This window comes from Rhizobium sp. AG207R, assembly GCF_027109195.1.
GTDB classification, from domain to species: Bacteria; Pseudomonadota; Alphaproteobacteria; order Rhizobiales; family Rhizobiaceae; genus Rhizobium; species Rhizobium dioscoreae.
Genome location: NZ_JAEPVT010000001.1, coordinates 278,439 through 296,089 on the forward strand (window position 1 = coordinate 278,439; position 17,651 = coordinate 296,089).

General features: G+C 59.4%; 13 protein-coding genes and 1 pseudogene. 10 read left to right on the forward strand and 4 right to left on the reverse strand.

Annotated features, from left to right (window positions below):
* Positions 1 to 26 precede the first annotated feature (26 nt).
* The 3 genes from argH to JJQ51_RS01180 all read left to right on the forward strand — a co-directional run bounded on the left by argH (position 27) and on the right by JJQ51_RS01180 (position 3,197).
* Complete coding sequence (gene argH, locus JJQ51_RS01170; RefSeq protein WP_113420256.1) at positions 27 to 1,415, forward strand: argininosuccinate lyase; 1,389 nt, start codon at positions 27 to 29, stop codon at positions 1,413 to 1,415.
* Positions 1,416 to 1,487: 72 nt separating this feature from the next.
* Positions 1,488 to 2,429 (forward strand): LysR substrate-binding domain-containing protein, encoded by a 942-nt coding sequence (locus tag JJQ51_RS01175; protein WP_113352151.1) that lies wholly within the window; start codon positions 1,488 to 1,490, stop codon positions 2,427 to 2,429.
* 564 nt (positions 2,430 to 2,993) lie between these two features.
* Positions 2,994 to 3,197 carry a hypothetical protein gene (locus tag JJQ51_RS01180; RefSeq protein ID WP_152094378.1) on the forward strand — a complete coding sequence of 68 codons (204 nt, stop codon included), beginning with the start codon at positions 2,994 to 2,996 and terminating at the stop codon, positions 3,195 to 3,197.
* Between the two features lie 177 nt (positions 3,198 to 3,374).
* Here JJQ51_RS01180 and JJQ51_RS01185 read toward each other — a convergent pair whose 3' ends face one another.
* On the reverse strand, positions 3,375 to 3,671 hold the full coding sequence (locus JJQ51_RS01185; RefSeq protein WP_113420254.1) for a PRC-barrel domain-containing protein: 297 nt from the start codon (positions 3,669 to 3,671) through the stop codon (positions 3,375 to 3,377).
* Between the two features lie 393 nt (positions 3,672 to 4,064).
* Here JJQ51_RS01185 and JJQ51_RS01190 point away from each other — a divergent pair, with 393 nt between their 5' ends.
* The 4 genes from JJQ51_RS01190 to JJQ51_RS01205 all read left to right on the forward strand — a co-directional run bounded on the left by JJQ51_RS01190 (position 4,065) and on the right by JJQ51_RS01205 (position 7,766).
* Complete coding sequence (locus JJQ51_RS01190) at positions 4,065 to 5,504, forward strand: ATPase domain-containing protein (protein ID WP_269244153.1); 1,440 nt, start codon at positions 4,065 to 4,067, stop codon at positions 5,502 to 5,504.
* A 6-nt stretch (positions 5,505 to 5,510) separates the two neighbouring features.
* Positions 5,511 to 6,545 (forward strand): sensor histidine kinase, encoded by a 1,035-nt coding sequence (locus tag JJQ51_RS01195; protein ID WP_269244154.1) that lies wholly within the window; start codon positions 5,511 to 5,513, stop codon positions 6,543 to 6,545.
* Between the two features lie 21 nt (positions 6,546 to 6,566).
* Positions 6,567 to 6,947 (forward strand): response regulator, encoded by a 381-nt coding sequence (locus JJQ51_RS01200; protein WP_152095297.1) that lies wholly within the window; start codon positions 6,567 to 6,569, stop codon positions 6,945 to 6,947.
* A 423-nt stretch (positions 6,948 to 7,370) separates the two neighbouring features.
* A complete protein-coding gene (locus tag JJQ51_RS01205) occupies positions 7,371 to 7,766 on the forward strand; it encodes a DUF1236 domain-containing protein (RefSeq protein ID WP_145322951.1) in 396 nt (131 codons plus the stop codon).
* A gap of 77 nt (positions 7,767 to 7,843) precedes the next feature.
* Here the strand turns inward: JJQ51_RS01205 and JJQ51_RS01210 are convergent.
* The 3 genes and pseudogenes from JJQ51_RS01210 to JJQ51_RS01220 all read right to left on the reverse strand — a co-directional run.
* Positions 7,844 to 7,989, reverse strand: a pseudogene (locus tag JJQ51_RS01210) (alpha/beta fold hydrolase); the annotation flags it as partial.
* A 100-nt stretch (positions 7,990 to 8,089) separates the two neighbouring features.
* Positions 8,090 to 8,686, reverse strand: a complete 597-nt coding sequence (locus JJQ51_RS01215; protein ID WP_145322953.1) for a TetR/AcrR family transcriptional regulator — start codon at positions 8,684 to 8,686, stop codon at positions 8,090 to 8,092.
* Between the two features lie 202 nt (positions 8,687 to 8,888).
* Positions 8,889 to 10,196: an MFS transporter gene (locus JJQ51_RS01220; protein WP_269244155.1), complete on the reverse strand. Its 1,308-nt coding sequence runs from the start codon at positions 10,194 to 10,196 to the stop codon at positions 8,889 to 8,891.
* A 316-nt stretch (positions 10,197 to 10,512) separates the two neighbouring features.
* Between JJQ51_RS01220 and JJQ51_RS01225 the strand changes: the two genes are divergently transcribed.
* From JJQ51_RS01225 to JJQ51_RS01235, 3 genes are all read left to right on the forward strand, one after another.
* A complete protein-coding gene (locus JJQ51_RS01225; RefSeq protein WP_269244156.1) occupies positions 10,513 to 11,472 on the forward strand; it encodes a hypothetical protein in 960 nt (319 codons plus the stop codon).
* 254 nt (positions 11,473 to 11,726) lie between these two features.
* Positions 11,727 to 13,478, forward strand: coding sequence for a ShlB/FhaC/HecB family hemolysin secretion/activation protein (locus JJQ51_RS01230; RefSeq protein WP_269244157.1), 1,752 nt, complete (start codon positions 11,727 to 11,729; stop codon positions 13,476 to 13,478).
* Positions 13,479 to 13,488: 10 nt separating this feature from the next.
* On the forward strand, positions 13,489 to 17,651 hold a 4,163-nt coding region (locus tag JJQ51_RS01235; RefSeq protein WP_269244158.1), incomplete at its 3' end, for a beta strand repeat-containing protein.

Sequence of the window (17,651 nt, forward strand, 5' to 3'; positions counted from 1 at the left end):
GCATTCGTTCAAAAGGGAAGACCGCGATGAGGAATCAGAAAGAAGTCACATGGTCGCCGCTGTTCAAGGAGGCCGTCTCCAGGGATTTCGAGAGCTTTCATGAGTGCCTTGATCAAGACAAGCGCATCGCCTTGCACGACGTCGCCGGATCGAAGGTCCACGCCGAGATGCTTGCGCGCGCGGGCATTCTGACCGCGGAGGACAACGCGCAGATTCAGGCCGGTCTCGACAAGGTGGCCGAAGAGATGCGTTCAGGTGCCTTCGAATGGAAGACCGAACTCGAAGACGTCCACACCAATGTCGAGGATCGGCTGATCGCGCTTATCGGCGATGCGGGCAAGAAGCTGCACACGGCAAGATCGCGCAACGACCAGGTGGCGACCGACATTCGTCTCTATGCCCGCGAGCAACTGGATCTTCTCGGCGGCGATCTCAAGACGCTGATCGGCGCCTTTGTCGATCTCGCTGAGAAACATGCCGATGCGATCATGCCCGGCTTCACGCATTTGCAGGTGGCGCAGCCCGTCACCTTCGGCCATCACCTGATGGCCTATGTCGAAATGTTCCTGCGCGATCTCGACCGGGTTGGCGCGGCACGCGAACGGCTCAACATTTCGCCGCTTGGCGCGGCGGCGCTTGCGGGCACCGGTTATCCGATTGATCCTGAATACAGCGCCTCCAAGCTTGGCTTTTCTACCTCCTTCGCCAACTCGCTCGACGCCGTTTCCGATCGCGATTATGTCGTCGATGTCTGCAGCGCCGGCTCGATCATCATGGGGCACCTGTCGCGTTTCAGCGAGGAAGTCATTCTCTGGTGCACGCCGATGTTCGGTTTCATCGAGGTCGGCGATCAGTTCTGCACCGGTTCCTCGATCATGCCCCAGAAGCGCAATCCGGATCTGGCCGAGCTGGTGCGCGGCAAGGCCGCCCGCGTCATGGGCAATCTCGCCTTTTCGGCCGCGCTCATGAAAAGCCAGCCGCTTGCCTTCAACAAGGACCAGCAGGAATCGAAGCCGCCGCTGACCGATACGCTTGAGACCGTCCGCGCCGCCGTCAGCGTCACGGCGCAAATGATCCCGACCATCACGGTCAAGCACGCAAGGATGCTCGCGGCCGCTACTCAAGGCTATTCGACCGCAACCGACCTTGCCGATTACCTCGTCCGCGCCGGCGTTCCGTTCCGCGATGCGCACCATGCGGTCGCCGCGATCGTCGGTGCGGCCCGCGACAAGGCCCTTCCGACGCTCTCGGAGCTTTCCCTTGCCGAGATGCAGGCCTTTGCGCCTGGTATTCGCGAGGATGTCTTCGAGGTGCTGACGGTCGAGGGATCGGTTGCTAGCCGCGATCACAGGGGCGGCACGGCGCCGCGAAGGGTCCGGCAAGCCATCGAGACCGTGCGTCGGGCGATCGCCTGAGCGGATCGGTTGCCATTCCATCCACATGCTTTAATGCTTGCCGTTCGAGACAGCAAAGAAGCCGGGTAGGGAATGGAGCCAAGGTTCGATCACAACAGGTTGCCGCCGCTACAGACCCTGCAGACCTTTTCCGTTGTCGCGGAAACGGGCAGTTTCACAGCGGCGGCGGCGGAGCTCAACCTCAGTCAGAGCGCGATCAGCCGGCAGGTGCAGCAGCTCGAGCATTATTTCGGCTGCAGCCTGTTCGAACGCCACACCCGCAAGGTGGCGCTGACGGAGCGCGGCATGGCGCTGATTCCGATCGTCGACGGATTGCTGGCGTCGCTGAAGACCTCGTTCGAGGCGACGCGAACGACAGTGCGCTCGCTGACCATCCGCATGCCGCCGACCTTCGCGCGCAAATGGTTCCTGCCGCGCCTGCCGGATCTCCACAGGCATCACGAGGACCTGAACATCAATATCGATACCGCCTGGTTCCTGAGGCCGACATTTTCGGTCGGCGATATCGACATGCTGATTACCTACGGCAATGGTAACTGGCCCGGAATGGACGTGCTGCCGCTATTGCGGGAGCAGTTGACGCCGATGTGCTCGCCACAGTTTCTATCGAAACTGGGCGATCCGCCCGCGGTCAAAAACCTGCAGAACTGCGTTCTGCTGCATTCCAATCCGCGCCATAGCGACTGGACCCTTTGGCTGCAGGCCGAAGGCGTTTATTCGTTCCAGGCGGCCCGTCATCAAGTCTTCGACACGCAGGATTTCGCGATGACCGCTGCTGCGAGCGGCTATGGCGTGACGATGGGCGATCTTGCCTTTTCGCGCCAGGATCTCCAAAGCGGCGAGCTGGTCGCTCCATTCGAGCGGATTATCGACAGCGGCTACGGCTACTACGCACTCTGGCCGGCCCGCGCCGAAGCGCGCCAGAAAGTGCGCGCCTTTTCGGATTGGCTGAGGCACGCCTGCAGCGCGAGCTCGGACGGCTTTGGCGGAGATCGAGCCGGGACGTCATCGTAAGTTCCGTTTCCCGCGCGCGATGGAGCGACCTCAAAGCCTGGTTCATGCCCGGCCGTGCCACCCAAAAAAACGCATCGGCCGCTAGTTCTCCGAAGACAAGGGCAGGGGAGGGCCGAGGAGCGCAGGCGAACTGGGGATCATTGGTCTTCAGGGTATCTGTGATGCCGCATCCTTGTATTGAGGGAATGCCGATAGCTGCGAGCGAGCAGCTATCGGCGTCGGTCAGGAGAACCGAAAGGAAGGCGGGGAGCCCTTCCAGTGCCAGAACGAGGCACCATGCGGAAAGTTCCTGATGACCATTGAAAGAGGTGTGTTCCTCTATTTCCTCGCCAGCTTAGCGCATGGTCGCCGTTGGCCATTTCGCCGTCCGCCCAGAGGCTTCGTCAATCGCCGACCTCATATTCCCCGGCGAGTTGTCTATCGAGTGGAACATTTTGGGAGCTTCTGAGTAGTTTGTTCAAGCCAGACTTCTTTTACCCATGGACAAACGCGGAAACGGAACAATTCCGCCCAGCGCGGAATTGAAACTGTTGAAAACTGTCCCTCGATTTGACGGAGAACGCCGTGCCAAAGACCGCAAGAATTCCTGACGTTATCTCACCCGACGATCACGTCCTCACGGCAAAGGAAGCGCTTGAGGTTTCTTTTCTCAAGCTGGAGCAAGAAGTGGAGGTCCGCCTCGTCGCCGCGGCTCTACGTGCGGGATGGTCGGCAGACGAGGCGTTGGATGCCATCGATCAGCTCCGGGCGGAGGAAAACGGAGATTGAGGCGCGCGCTCGGGCGCGGCCCTCGCGGTCGGCGTTTAAATCACGTGGCCGTGTGATGAAAAAAGAGACCTGATATAATCGGGCGCCATCTGAATTCCGCTGGGTGCGGCGACGGCGACTGTGTCCAAGATGTAGGTTCGAAAGGGAGGCTCCGCATGCGGAAGCTCCCTCCAGCGTTTAATCGCGATGCTCCGGCATTGCCTTCAGTTGGTCCTTTGTCCAAGACGTCACGCCATGGACATCGCCGCTTTCGTCACGCATGAAATCGAGATCGGTCACTCGCACGGATACCGGCTTCGCACCGATGCCAAGGAAGCCGCCGACATCAATTACGACGCTGCTGCTGCTGCCGGCTCCATGCACGTGGTCAACCGTACCGATCTTATGATCATCGGCGCCATAAATGGATGCGCCTTCCAGATTAGCTTGTGTGAGTTCTTCTTCGGTCAGTCGTATGTGGTTGCTATGATCCATGAGCGTTTCCTCCTTTTGCTTCCGAACGCCTATTGACCAGCGACGTGATGGTGTTGCGTTCGTGTTTATCCGTGTGTTGGGAGCTGACGTCACAAACCGCGACATCGTCTCCTCGATCAACATGAAGACCAACGACCGTGTAATCGCTTTGTTCCCGGATTGAGACTTCTGGCAAGCAATGGCTGCCCTTCATGCGCGCCAAAACCGTTTAGGTGGCGGCCTCCACGCACCTCAAAAAGAAAGCAGGGCGTCTGGCCTCTTCAAAAACACTGATTTGCGTTTAACCACACTTCGAAACGCGGGTGGTTTGCTCATAGTTGTTCCGCGATCCAGGAACTCGATCTCGTGATCGGGCGTTGTACGTCGTCAATTTGGTGTACGCGAGAGGTGAACGTGGTTGAGAGCAAGAAGCCGGTAGTGGTCAGTTCCGGCATTCCCGGGCTGGACGAAATTCTCCGTGGCGGTTTGCCCGCATCAAATCTCTATATCGTTCAAGGTGCGCCGGGGTCGGGCAAGACGACCGCAGCTTTACAATTCCTCCGCGCCGGTGCCGCGAACGGAGAGCGCTGCATTTATGTCAGCCTGTCTCAGACGAGGGCGGAGCTAGAAGCGATCGCCCTGTCGCACGGCTGGACGCTTGAGGGCATCCGGGTGGAAGAGCTCGCGGCCTCCGATTCGATCAAGGGAGTGACCGACCAGTCCATTTTTCAGACGGCCGAACTCCGTCTCGACGAGACAAGGAAGATGATCGAAACCGCGATTGAGGAACACAAACCGAGCCGATTGGTCTATGACTCACTGCTGGAAATACGGTTGATCACCGGCGATTCACCCCGCTTTCGTCGTGAGTTGATCGCCTTCAAGGCGTTTCTTGCCAAACGCGACATCGTGGCTCTGCTGCTTGATACCCAAACACCAGAGACCGATCGAACAGGCGAAGAGGTCGATGGCATCGCTCACGGCGTCATTCGTCTCGACAAATCGCTTGAGGAATATGGCGCGGTTCGCCGCCGCATCGAGGTCAGTAAGATGCGCGGCGTGCCTGTCGCGGACGGCTATCACGACATGGCGATCCGAGAAGGCGAGGGCGTGGTCGTGTTCCCGCGGATCATACCGGGCGCCGTGGCGAGAGCGATCGAGCCTCAGTTGATCAAGTCAGGTGTGGATACCCTCGATGACATGTTCGGCGGTGGGCAGGAAGCGGGAACAACCACGCTCGTCATCGGTCAGGCGGGTACTGGTAAATCAACCATGGCCTCGCTTTATGCGACTGCGGCCCTCAAACGAGGCGAGAGCGTAGGCCTGTTCTTGTTTGAGGAACGAATAGAGACTTTCTTCCGGCGTTCGGAGGGATTGGGAATGGATCTGCGCCAATTCCACGAAGATGGTCAGTTGATCATCCGGGATTTCAACCCGAATGAGATATCGCCAGGTGAGTTCGGTCAGATCGTGCAGCAAGCGGTGAGCAGTGAAAGGGTAAAAGTCGTCGTCATCGATAGCTTCACGGGATATCTGAATTCATTGCCCCATCGCGAGAAGGCGGTCCGAGACATCCAATCGCTCCTGAAATTTCTCGCGCGAGCTGGCGTGCTTACCATCCTTATAGTGGCGCAGCATGGTCTGCTCGGACAAGGGGTCGCTATTGATGTCGATGTAAGCTTTCTGGGCGACACGGTGCTTTTGCTGCGAATTACCGAGCATGAGGGTAGGCTGCGACGGAGCATTACCGTCGTGAAGAAACGGCACGGTCCACACGATCTCGACGTACGGGAATTGTTCATTCAAAGCTCCGGTGTCGCGGTGATCCCTTATAACCCCATTCCGGAGACCTAATCGCCCGTGGCCGCGAATGACAGCCATCTCGACTGGGTATTGGTAATCGCGCCTTATCGGCGCGACGCCGAACATTTGGAGATACTCTTAGCTCAGGAGGACGTCATTGCGCGGCGAGCGGAGGGCTTGGAACAATTGAGGGCGCTGTTGGCACAAACGCCCGGTGTCGTGGTTGCGACCCAGGAAGCACTCGATCCGGAGGTGCAGAAGGCGATCGGTCGCCACCTTGTCGAGCAGCCAGAATGGTCCGAGATGCCTATCCTTATCCTATTGGATCGGATGGTTCCTCCGACCCGCGTTCAGGCTGAGCTGTCAACCGTTTGGCCCCGCTCGCGGCAGCTCTACTATCAGCGTCCCGTAACGGCGCTCGAATTGCTGAGTGGCGTTCAATCGAGCCTCTTGGCCCGCCTGCGCCAACGAGACGTTCGGGATCACATCGAGCGTGAGCGCGAGCTTCGGCGTGAGCTCAACCATCGGGTAAAGAACATTCTTTCCAGCATTTCCTCAATCTTCCAGATGACGCGTCGGCGTGCAGTTTCGCTGGATGAGTTCGCCGACGATTTCGCCGGTCGGCTTGCCGCTCTTGCCAACGTACATTCCGCGGTGTTCCAGGCGAATGGCGATGCAGCCGAGTTCTCCCATATCGCCGAATTGACCTTCAGCCCATATCGGGCGAAAGGCGCCGATCGCATTAGTTTCGCGGGGCCGGAAATTTTGCTGAGTGCCGAAGCCGCGACGACGTTGGCCTTGTGCTTCCATGAGCTCGCGACAAATGCGCTTAAATACGGTGCCCTCTTAAAACCAGAGGGCCGGATCAGTCTGAAATGGTCCGTCTCACAAGATGGGAACCTGGATCTCGAATGGCTTGAGAGAGGAGGTCCGCCAGTATCGGAACCCAAAAGGAGTGGATATGGAACACGCTACATCCGCTCGGCGTTATACAACCTCTTTGGCACGCCGCCCACCATCCTGTTTCATCCACAGGGGCTACGGTGTACTCAAGTCGGTCCCCTTGCACGCGTGTCACCGAAGGACCTTTGACCTCCAGGAGGCCTTTTAGCCATGTCATCTTCGGCACATCCACTGCGCATATTCTGTCTTGAAGACAACCCGCTGATCATCTTTCAGCTTGAGGCCATGATTGAGGATTTGGGGCATATCTTTGCGGGGTCCGCCATGAGCTTCACCGACCTCGTCAAAAGACAGGATCTTGGCAGTATAGACGGAGTGCTAGTGGATATCGATCTCGCTGATGGACGCACTGGCCCTAATGCGGCTATCTGGCTTTCCCAGCAGGGGATTCCAAGTATCTTCGTCACAGGCCAGGAGGCGATCGCGGCGGAATATTCCCAAGCGGTGCTTGCAATTATTGGGAAACCGGTGGCCGAGATCGAACTCGCGGAAAGGCTGGAGCTGTTTCGGCACACCAAACCGCAACCATGACCCAAGACGCTGACGATCGCTCGTCGACAGAGGAGCGGTCTTCGGTCGGTTCGAAAGCGGGCTCGTCAATGCCCTGGCGGCTGAAATCCGCCGTGTCTAGCAACCGTCGGGCTTGTCGGCTTTGCTTGGTATTCCCTTGGCACATCTAAGATCATAAGCAAGGCTCTGTTCGCCGAGGGGTGCATGGTTCGCGGGCACGAGGCTTCAGACCGTGTCCACCCACGAACTCTTCCCATACGCGCACTTTCACAGGCCTTTTCGGGGGCTTAGCCGGCGGGTGTTTCGCAATCCGTTACTGATCACGAACCTTGTCACAAGCAGCTAACTCGTGATTGCTCTTGATGGTAACCGAAGAGGAACATTCTCTTTACTGAGTAATTTTCCTTTCAGCTCATAGGAGCTGAAAATCGAAAGGAGAATGCCATGAAAACGAGACTTGTAGTTTCAGTTACTGCCCTTGGCCTTCTGGCCGGTTCGGCGTTCGCGCAATCTTCCACGGTAACCGGCGCTGCGGGCGGCGCGGTGACGGGAGCGGTTGTCGGCGGCCCTGTCGGGGCTGCCGTGGGAGGTGTGGCCGGTGCGATTGCCGGTACAGCGATCGATCCGCCGCCGGAGAAAGTGGTCACCTACGTTCAGGAACAGCCCCTGCCTCCATCCGAGGCCGTCGTGCAGGATCAGATCGTTGTGGGCCGCGCGCTTCCAGAGACGGTTGTCGTCACGCCGGTGCCGGATAACCCGACTTATGCCTACGCCGTCGTCAACCACAAACGCGTCATCGTTCAACCGAAGACGCGCAAGGTCGTTCGCATCCTTGAATAATGCCGAAAGGGCCTCCGAGAGAGGCCCTTTTCATTGCATTCGGAAGGTGGTGCGAGGCGGACTCAAGCTTGCGACCCTGGACCGACGGGAAGCTTATGGAAGAATTGCGCCCGGTTGGCATCGAGCGCCGAGTGGAAGCCGTCGAACACCTCATTTGTGAGACCTTAGGGATTGGCTTCCGTCTTCAGCATCAGGGAGGGACAGCGGAGACGAGGACGGCCTTGTTGCGGAACTCCGCTCATTCTCGGTAAAAGTCGCTGGTTCGGCTCCTCTCAAGAGCGAACATGCTCGGAGCATATTCCCTGAGAATTTCCATGAGCCCGTTACAGCCCAGCCGGCTCGGCACAGCCGAACAGGATTGCTTGGCTCATCTGCCGGTAGCGTGCGGTGATTTCCTCTGGTGACGGTGCGAAAAAGCTCTGATTGGTCCCACGAGCACCGTCGCAGAGCAACTGCACCAAGGTCTCGACCGATATCGTCGGCCGAAGAGTCAGTTGGCCGTTTGCCATGATTTGCTCGAGTAGTGCGGCGAAATCGGCCTGGAAAACTGTTGCAGCTTCTACCATCTCCGGGCGGCATAGGCGAAACGCGTAGTCGTTGACTTCAAACGCGAAAGGTGAAAGCACCAATTTTCTTCTCGTATCGCCATACCGAACGTCGAGCACAGCTGTGACGATATCAAGGACATCGGCGCCAGCCGAAAACAGCCTGCTGCCTTCGCTAAGACTGCCTTGCCGAGTACGCTCATTGTTTTGGCGAACCATTGCCTGGAAAGCTTCTTCCTTGCTGCTGAAGTGATGATAGAGGCCTCGGCGCGTGATATTGCAATATTTTGCCAGTTTGCTCATCGTCATGGCTTCGTAGCCATGATCGAGAAAACTCTGGGTAATATTGGAAACCAGGACTTCATAGGCCGACATGCAACGCGCTTTCAACGAATCTTTCAGGTCAATCTATAAGATGCGGCGTGACCATGGAGCAAGAACAGCGAGCATTCGGTACGCGGCTGGCGGTCCCTTTGAGGATTATTGATAGCCATGCAAAGTTGTCGTGGCGCGAACCGGTAGAGCAGTCTGACAATCCTGATCTTCAAACGTGGCTTTGTCTCCATAGGCTCGATTTTCATACCGCGCGTGCCGCTGTGTTGTTCGGCTCGAACTTGTAGTTGACGATGGCCACCAACGCCAATGCCGACGAGACGATAAGAGCGATTGTCGATACGAAGCTCAGCGCGAGGCCAATCTTGCTTGGATCGCCGATAATGTCCTGACTGACGAAGCCGATCAACGTGGGGCCGACGCCCATGCCGATGAGTGTCACAATCAGGACGCCGACTGCGCTTGAGATGCCACGCATGCGTGATGGTGTGATGTCCTGAAGTGCGGCAGGACCGTTCGCAACGATGATTGTGGAAAGAAATGTTGCGGTAGATATCAAGGCAAGCGCGACGTTGAGGGTCGAAGCAAAAGGTACTGCCGCGGTGAACAGCGATGCAACCAGGGCAGCGCCGCACATAAGGATGGGGCGAGCGGCCGCAATACCACGTCGAACCAGGCTATCGCCGAGTACTGCGCCAAGGATCAACCCCGATACACTCGAGGCGATCAAGAGCGGTCCGAGGCTAAAGCCGACGGCGACTGGCGGCATATGAAAGGTGCGGATCAACATGGTGGGGATCCATGCACTGTAGCTATAGGCTTGGGTCGCCGCGAAGGCCAGGCAGAAATAAAGGCTCGCGAGTTCCACCCGATTATTCAAGAAATAGGCGCGGATCTCGACCATGCCCGGTACAGCGGCTGGAACGGTTCCGGAATGCCTGCGGGGTTCCTTGAGGCTTGCAGCCCAAAGGGCGACAGCGATGCCAGGCAGTCCGATGAAGACGAATACCATCTGCCATATGTACCGCATGCCGGACAGAAGGAAGACGTTTCCCGCGCTCGATAATTCATGAAGAACCGTTGCTGCCAAAACGAGCGATAGACCGGCTCCGATGAATGCGCCTGTGCTGTAAATGCTTATCGAAAGTCCGCGTCGGCGGGTGGGGAACAAATCGCTGATCAGGGAATAGGCGGCGGGTGTGAGGGCCGCTTCTCCCAATGCGACACCCGTCCGGCACAGCAAAAGAGCTCCAAAACTGCCTGCAAAGCCGCAAGCGGCTGTCATGATGCTCCAGAGCGCGATTCCAACGGCGGCGATCCGCACACGGTTTCCGGCATCAACCCAGCGACCCAGCGGCAATCCGGCGGTTGCGAGAACAATGGCGAAGGTGAAACCCTGCAGGAGGCCGATCTGCAGATCCGTCAGATGAAGGTCCTGTCTCAGCGGCTCCGCCAGGAGACCAAGTATCTGCCGGTCGAGGTAAGACAAGGTGGAGGCGATGGTCAGAACGCCCAAGGTGTAGAACGGGTTGATCGGTCTGGGTAAGGGCATCCGCTCAGGTCCTTTTGGCAAACCAGTGGTTTTGCCGATGATATGAAGCGTCCATTAAATTTCCCACCTTCTCGTGCGCGTACAATTCGACACCGGTCGATTTCTCATATTGCAATAATATGAGAAACATTCTCGTTGACAAGTTACCTACGATCCGGCATTTACTTCTCATATTTTTATAATCTGAGAAGTTTTTAAATCGTCGCCAAAGAATTGCGAGTCGGCGCAGCGCTCCTAGTCAGCAGGTGGACCGGAACGATCTGACGAGGACTTTGGATGGTTTCGTTGGCGGATGCGCTAGCCGGAGATCGCATTCTTGGAGCAGATAGTAGAATTTCCGGAGGCATTTCCACCTCTTGCAGGCGAGGGAACAAACGATCGGCCATGGAGCGGCGTGAGCGGCATGATTTCGCGCGTTTCCTTCCCGTCAGCGGTTTTTTTCCTGGCTTCGGCAATGTTCGAGGCCCATAAGCAATCGCCGCGATCCGCAGCGCTGTTTGCGACACAGCAGCGTTGGCTCCTAAGCCATGCCGCGGTCGCCCACTTTTTTCGGCCTATCGGCGATGTAGAGCCGGGTCTCAGCCGTAGAAGTCTTGGCCTTCTGGCAACCTTCCTTGGTCTTGCGAGCCGCAATACAGCCTATACCTTCTTTGATGAATCGATGAAGTATGGCGTCATTCAGGCTATCGACAGTCGGGTAGCCGACCATCGTGGATGGGCAAAACCATCGCCTGATTCCCTGTCTCTCCTGGCGCTCTGGTACAATCTGCATTTCCAGGCACTCGATCTGCTCGATGACGGACAAAGATACGTGCAGTTCTCCACGCAATGGGAGAGCTTGCTTCCGTTGATCCAGCCGCTTGTGGCGGATGCTCTGTTCTTCACTCCCGAAGTGCGCACGCCGGGACCGCTCTACAGGATCTTCAGCTGGATCGATTCGGGTGGCTGGGTGATGGACCGGCTGATCGCAGGTGTCGATCGGCAAAGCTTCCCGCAGCCGGAGCGATATCTCACGGACGTCAGCTCCATTGCATATCTGGCACGAGCGACCGGTCTTTCTAGCGCGCATACCAGCCGCAAGATCTCGGAAGCTCAAGCGATCGGAGGCCTCGGCTGGGCTGGGCGGCCGGGACATTCGCCGATGTGGATTTCGCGCGGCTTCTACGAGGAATATGCGGCGTTTCAGGCGCAAAAGCTGATCATCCTCGATGGCGCGCTCGCCAACGCTTTAAGGGGTGGCGCGCCGGTTTCTCAAGGAGCCCGCAATTGCGAATAAGACGATCTGTCTTCCTCGGCGTTTGCCGACATTCGCCTGCAGAAACTCCTCAAGATCTCCCAAGTCAAAAATGGATGCTGACCTCTGTAGCCAACTTTATTAGTCCTGCTGCGGGAAGGGGTTGTGCCGGCAATTTTCGACCATTCCTTGCGGAATTCCTTCCAACACGACTGCGTATGCTGAGATTGAGGTTCATTTTGACTTTCGGATACCGTTTTTTCCGATCCTGGGGACTGGCCGCGAGCGTTGCAGTAATGGCGCCGGCATGCCTTGCCTTTGCGCAGACGGCCTCGCAGGTAACGCCGCAGAGCTTCGAGCCGCAGTTGCAGAAGCAGAACAGCGGCATCGTCATTCCCGAAGCATCAGGTCCGGTCGCGCCCAAGGGAGCGGAGAAGCTCACCGTGCGCCTGAAGGCCGTCACGGTCGAAGGCGGGCTTCCGGGCTTTGCCGAAGATGAGGCGCGCGTGACGAAGAGCCTGACCGGCAGCCGAGTGACGGCGGCCGCCCTCTTCGAGGCGGCGGGTCAGCTCGAGCGGGCCTATGGCGCCAAGGGATATGGCCTGGTGCGTGTGGTGCTGCCGGCGCAGCGCCTGGTCGATGGCGCGACCTTGCGCATTGTCGTCATCAACGGCTTCGTCGAAAGCATCGACACCTCGCATCTTCCCGACAATATCCGCAAACGCATTGGCAAGATGCTCTCGCCGCTGGTGGGCGAGAAGGGGATGTCCAACGATGAGATCGAGCGTCGGCTGCTTTTGGCGGGCGACCTGCCGGGCACGGTGCTGCGCTCGACGCTGTCGCGCGGCACGAAGCCCGGCGGCAGCGTGCTGACGATCGAGGCGCGCTACAAGCCGGTCACGGGCTTCGTCTCGGGCGACAATAATTCCACCGACGCGCTCGGCAAATACAACACCGGCGTCGGTCTGGACTTCAATTCAGTATTCGGCTTCGGTGAACTCTTCTATCTGAGAGCCTCGGGTGCGCCGCGTTTCGGCGGTGACGAAGGCTATTTCACCGGCGCGCCGCGCAACCGGTCCTTGGCCGGCGGTGTAACCCTGCCGATCGGCATCGACGGGCTGACGCTGAACCTTGAAGCCACCGCCTCGCGCACGACGCCGGAGGCGAGCGCATCCGGGCTGCAGTTCATGTCGGACTTCACCCGCTATTCGGCCCGGCTCGCCTATCCGTTGATCCGCTCGCGCGAGCTCACGTTCAACCTCAATGGCGGCTTCGATGCGCAGGACGAAGAACTGCAGCTTCTCAATGGCGGCGGTGCCGCACTGTCGAAGGATCGGCTGCGCATCCTGCGCGCGGGCGCGGATCTTTCCTGGTATGTATCCGGCGATGCGCTCGTCAGTGCTGGTCTGACCGGTTCGTTCGGCCTCAATGCGCTTGGCGCACGCAGTGCAGCCGATGCCAATGGCAGCGGCACGCCCTTGTCGCGCCAAGGCGCGGACGCCGATTTCCAGAAGGTCGAGGTCACTCTCGGCTATCGCCAGCCGATCGTAGAGCATCTGGTCTTCGATCTCCGCGCGAAGGCGCAGACCTCCTTCGGCCAGCCGCTGCTCAATTCCGAGCAGATCGGCCTCGTCTCCTCCTCGGGCCTGTCGAGCTTTCCGACTGGCTCGATGCAGGGCGATTCCGGCTTCGTGCTGCGCGCGGAGGCGCAGTTCCCCTTCGTTACCAGTTTCACCTTGCCGTTCGGCTGGCCGGAATTCCCGGCGCAGCAGGGAACCAGTCTGCCGGATGGAAAGACCACAACCGGCGGCGTGGTGGTTTCGCCTTACCTGTTCGGCGCCTATGGCGGCGTCAAGCTCTACCAGCCGACGGCGCTGGAAAGTGGCTTCTCGCGCGGCGCGGCCTATGGCCTCGGCCTGCGGCTGGCAGCGGCCGAGCAGGCGAGCTTCAACAGCACCAACGTCAATCTTGAATACGGCCGTGTCGAGCACTTCGGCGATGGCTCCAACGACAACCGCTTCACCGTCTCGGCGGCGTTTCAGTTTTAGGATAGCAGCGATGACCCCACAGACGAACCGTCGGACGTTCAGCAATGGAGTGCTTTCGCACGGAACCCGGACGCGCAAGGTCCGGCTCCTCGCGCTTCTGGCATCGACGGCGCTTGCCCACGCGACGGTGGCGCCGGCCCAGTCACTGCCTTCAGGCGGGCAGGTGGCAGCGGGTAGTGCCACGATCGGGACACCATCGGCCGGCGCCTTGACCATCAACCAGACGAGCGGCAGCGCCGTCGTCAATTGGCAGAGCTTCAATGTCGGCAAGGCAAATCGCGTCACCTTCGTCCAACCCGATGCCAATGCCGCCATCCTCAATCGTGTGACCGGTGAGACAAGCTCGACCATATCAGGCCAGATCAACGCTAATGGCCAAGTCTATCTGATCAATCCGAACGGCATTGCGATCACCAGTTCAGGCACGGTCAAGGCAGGCGCCTTCGTCGCCTCGACCCTCGGCATCTCTGATGACGACTTCATGGGCGGCAAGAGGACGTTCACCGGTAATGGCGCCTCTGCCCCGGTGGCGAATACCGGTGCGATCACCATCAACCGCGGCGGCTACATGGCGCTGATCGGCGGCACGGTCGCCAATGCCGGTGTCATCACCGTGCCGATGGGCAAGGCGGCCTTGGGATCCGGCGAACAGGCAACGCTGGATCTGTCCGGCGACGGTTTCCTGCAGGTGGCGGTGCCGACCAAGGCGGGCGGCAGTGGCGCGCTGGTCGACAATAGCGGCAAGATTTCTGCCAGGGGCGGCACGGTACAGCTCACCGCCGCCGCGGCCAAGGATATGGCGCGGCAGGCGGTCAACATGTCGGGCACGATTGAGGCCAATGGCGTTTCCGGCAAGAGCGGCGATATCACGCTCACCGGCGGCGACGGCGAAGTGGCGGTTTCGGGCTCGCTCGATGCCGGCAACGCCGCCGGTACGGGTGGCAAAGTCACCGTGACGGGCCGGTCGATCAAGCTTGCCTCCGCCAAGGTCAACGCGTCCGGCAAGACCGGCGGCGGCACGGTCAATATCGGCGGCAACCGTCAGGGGAAGGGTCCGCTGCAGCATGCCGAGACGCTTGATGTCGACGCGCATACCGTCATCAATGCCAATGCGGTGACCATGGGCACCGGCGGCAATGTCGTCTTATGGTCTGACGATCTGACGAACTTTGCCGGCACGATCACGGCCAAGGGCGGCGCAATCTCGGGCAATGGCGGCGAGGCCGAGGTATCGGGCAAGGCGCTGCTTTCCTATACCGGCCTTACCGATCTGACGGCAGCGCATGGTTCCGTCGGCAATCTGCTGCTTGATCCCTACAATGTCACGATCTCGACGGGGACAGGCAGCAACACGGATGGCGGTTTTAACGCCACCGGCAACGACAGCGTCATCAATGTCAACACGCTCACCAACGCACTCCAGACCGCAAATGTCACGGTCACGACCGGATCGTCGTCGGATGCCACCAATCCGCAGGCCGGCACCATCACCGTCGCGGCGCCGATCAACTGGAGTGCGCTCACCACGCTGACGCTCGCGGCGGCATCGGACATCAACATCAACAGCGCGATCACGGCAAATGGCGGCCTGATCGTCTCTTCCGGCGGTACGATTTCTGCTCCGGCGGCGGTCAATGTCGGCGCCTTCGTGCTGGCTGCAGGCAACTGGGTGCAGAACAGCGGAACGCTGCCCGCCTTCTCGGCCAAGGACTTCCGCATCACCGATGGTACGTCCTTCCTGCGCGTAACCGGCGGCGACGGCACCAGCGCCACGCCCTACACGGTCGCGGATGTCTACGGCTTGCAGGGCATCGGCTCGCGCGGCGCCAATCTCGCCGCCAATTGGATCTTGGCTAACGACATCGACGCCTCCGGAACCGCGATCTGGAATGACGGCGCGGGATTCGTGCCCATTGGCGACGACTACACCCAATTCCGCGGCACGTTCGACGGCAATGGCCACACCATCAGCGGCCTCACCGTTTCCTTGGCCGAGAGCCAATCCGACAATTCCCATTATCCGGGTTCTCCGACCTTAGCTGGTTTGTTCGGCGGCATCCTGGGTGGATCGGTTAGCAATGTCGGGCTCGTCGGCGGATCGATCAGCGGCGGTTATGCCGGCGCGCTGGCGGGCGTAAGTGTGAATACGATAATCAATGGGTATGCGATCGGCGTTACGGTCAGGGCCGGCGCGGGCGAAGCCGGCGGGCTCGTCGGTATCAACGAAGGTACGATCATCAATTCCTATGCCACCGGCTCGGTCAGCGGGGTGAACTCCTCCGTCGGCGGACTGGTGGGTTCTAACCATTCCCAGGGCAGTATCACCAATTCCTATGCCAGCGGCTCGGTCAGCGGCACGGGCAGCCTTGGCGGGTTGACCGGCGACAACTACGGAACCGTCACGACCTCGTTCTGGGACATGGACACCACCGGTCAGTCCTCGGCTTGCGGATACTGTGGGGGTGTCGTCTCCGCGACCGGCCTGACCACGGGGCAGGCGCGCGATTCATCCAGTTACGCGGGCTTGGATTTTGCCAACACTTGGTACCAGGCCGGCGACATGCGGCCGATCCTGCGCTCGGAGGCTGCCGTCAACGGCGTCATCACCAATCTGCATCAGCTCGCGCTGATCGGCGCGAACCTTAACGGCAACTACACGCTCGCCAACAATATCGACGCCAGCGAGACGTCGGGTGCCAACGCTTCCGGCATCTGGTCGACGAACGGCTGGGTGCCGCTCGGGGACATGGTGAACGCGGCGTTCAACGGCAACTTCAACGGCAACAACCACACCATCAGCGCCCTCACTGTGAGCGGCAATGACTATGTTGGTTTGTTCGGAGTGTCGAGCGGATTGATTAGCAATGTGGGGCTTGTTGGAGGGTCGGTCAGGGGCGTCAACTTGTATGTCGGCGCGCTGGTTGGCTACAATTACGGTTCGATCAGTAATTCCTACAGCACCGCTACCGTCTCTGGTGGAGGTTTAGTCGGCGGGCTGGTCGGCCGGAACTACTCCGGCAGCATCAGCAATTCCTATGCCAGCGGCGCCGTCAGCGGCAGCCAAGAAGTGGGTGGGCTGGTCGGCCGGAACGAGGGCGGTACGATCATCAACACCTATGCCAGCGGCGCCGTCAGCGGCAGCCAAGAAGTGGGTGGGCTGGTCGGCCAGAACAGCATCAGAGGCACGATCAGCAACAATTACGCGATCGGCGCGGTCAGCGGTTTCCAATATGTGGGTGGACTGGTCGGCTATGACCAGGGCGGTACGATTTCCAACGCCTATGCGACCGGATTAGTTGGCGGCAGCTCCAACGTCGGAGGTTTGGTGGGCGCCACTAACAGCGGTTCCAATTTCACCAATAGTTTCTGGGACATCGACACCACAGGACAGCCGTCCGGTTATGGTTCTAATCTCGGGACATTTTCCGCAACCGGCCTCACCACGGCGCAGATGGCCGACCCCTTCAGCTTCATCGATGCCGGCTGGGATTTGGCCAATGTCTGGGGCAAATCGACAAGCGGCGCCAATGGTGGCTACATGATGCTGCGCTCGCTCAGCACCGGGCTCTATGACGATTATGTCAAGATCGGTAGCGGCACGCGGAGCTATGGCGACGCCAATTCTGCGATTACCGGCGCGACGCTATCGGGCGTCGGCACAGGCAATGTCTCGCTCGCCTGGGGCAGTGCGATTTCGGGCACGACCAATGCCGGGACCTACAATTATTCCGACCCCGATATCGTCTCGGTGACGGAGAACGGTCCTCGCACGGCCTATGTCGATTATAGCGGCGCGTTGACGATTTCGCAGCGCGTGCTCAACCTTTCGGGCGGTCGCACCTATGACGGCACGACCAATGTCGCCGCCGGCAATCTGTCACTCGACAATTTCGCCAATGGCGAGACGCTGACGCTGACCGGCGTGGGCTCCATGGCCGACAAGAATGCCGGCACCGGCAAGGTGCTGTCGGTTGGCACGCTGTCGCTCAGCAATGGCAGCGGCCTGGCCTCGAACTATACGCTGATCGGCGGCACCGACACGGTCGACATCACCAAGGCGACGATCTCCGACATCACCGGCATCACGGCAATCAATAGAACCTATGACGGCACGACCAATGCGGCGTTGAACACGTCGGGCGCCGTCTTTAACGGTATGATCGCCGGAGATAG

Coding starts and splice junctions, on each gene's coding strand:
- argH (WP_113420256.1), top strand. CDS start 27: ATGAGGAATCAGAAAGAAGTCACATGGTCGCCGCTGTTCAAGGAGGCC.
- JJQ51_RS01175 (WP_113352151.1), top strand. CDS start 1,488: ATGGAGCCAAGGTTCGATCACAACAGGTTGCCGCCGCTACAGACCCTG.
- JJQ51_RS01185 (WP_113420254.1), bottom strand. CDS start 3,671: ATGGATCATAGCAACCACATACGACTGACCGAAGAAGAACTCACACAA.
- JJQ51_RS01200 (WP_152095297.1), top strand. CDS start 6,567: ATGTCATCTTCGGCACATCCACTGCGCATATTCTGTCTTGAAGACAAC.
- JJQ51_RS01205 (WP_145322951.1), top strand. CDS start 7,371: ATGAAAACGAGACTTGTAGTTTCAGTTACTGCCCTTGGCCTTCTGGCC.
- JJQ51_RS01215 (WP_145322953.1), bottom strand. CDS start 8,686: ATGTCGGCCTATGAAGTCCTGGTTTCCAATATTACCCAGAGTTTTCTC.
- JJQ51_RS01220 (WP_269244155.1), bottom strand. CDS start 10,196: ATGCCCTTACCCAGACCGATCAACCCGTTCTACACCTTGGGCGTTCTG.
- JJQ51_RS01230 (WP_269244157.1), top strand. CDS start 11,727: ATGGCGCCGGCATGCCTTGCCTTTGCGCAGACGGCCTCGCAGGTAACG.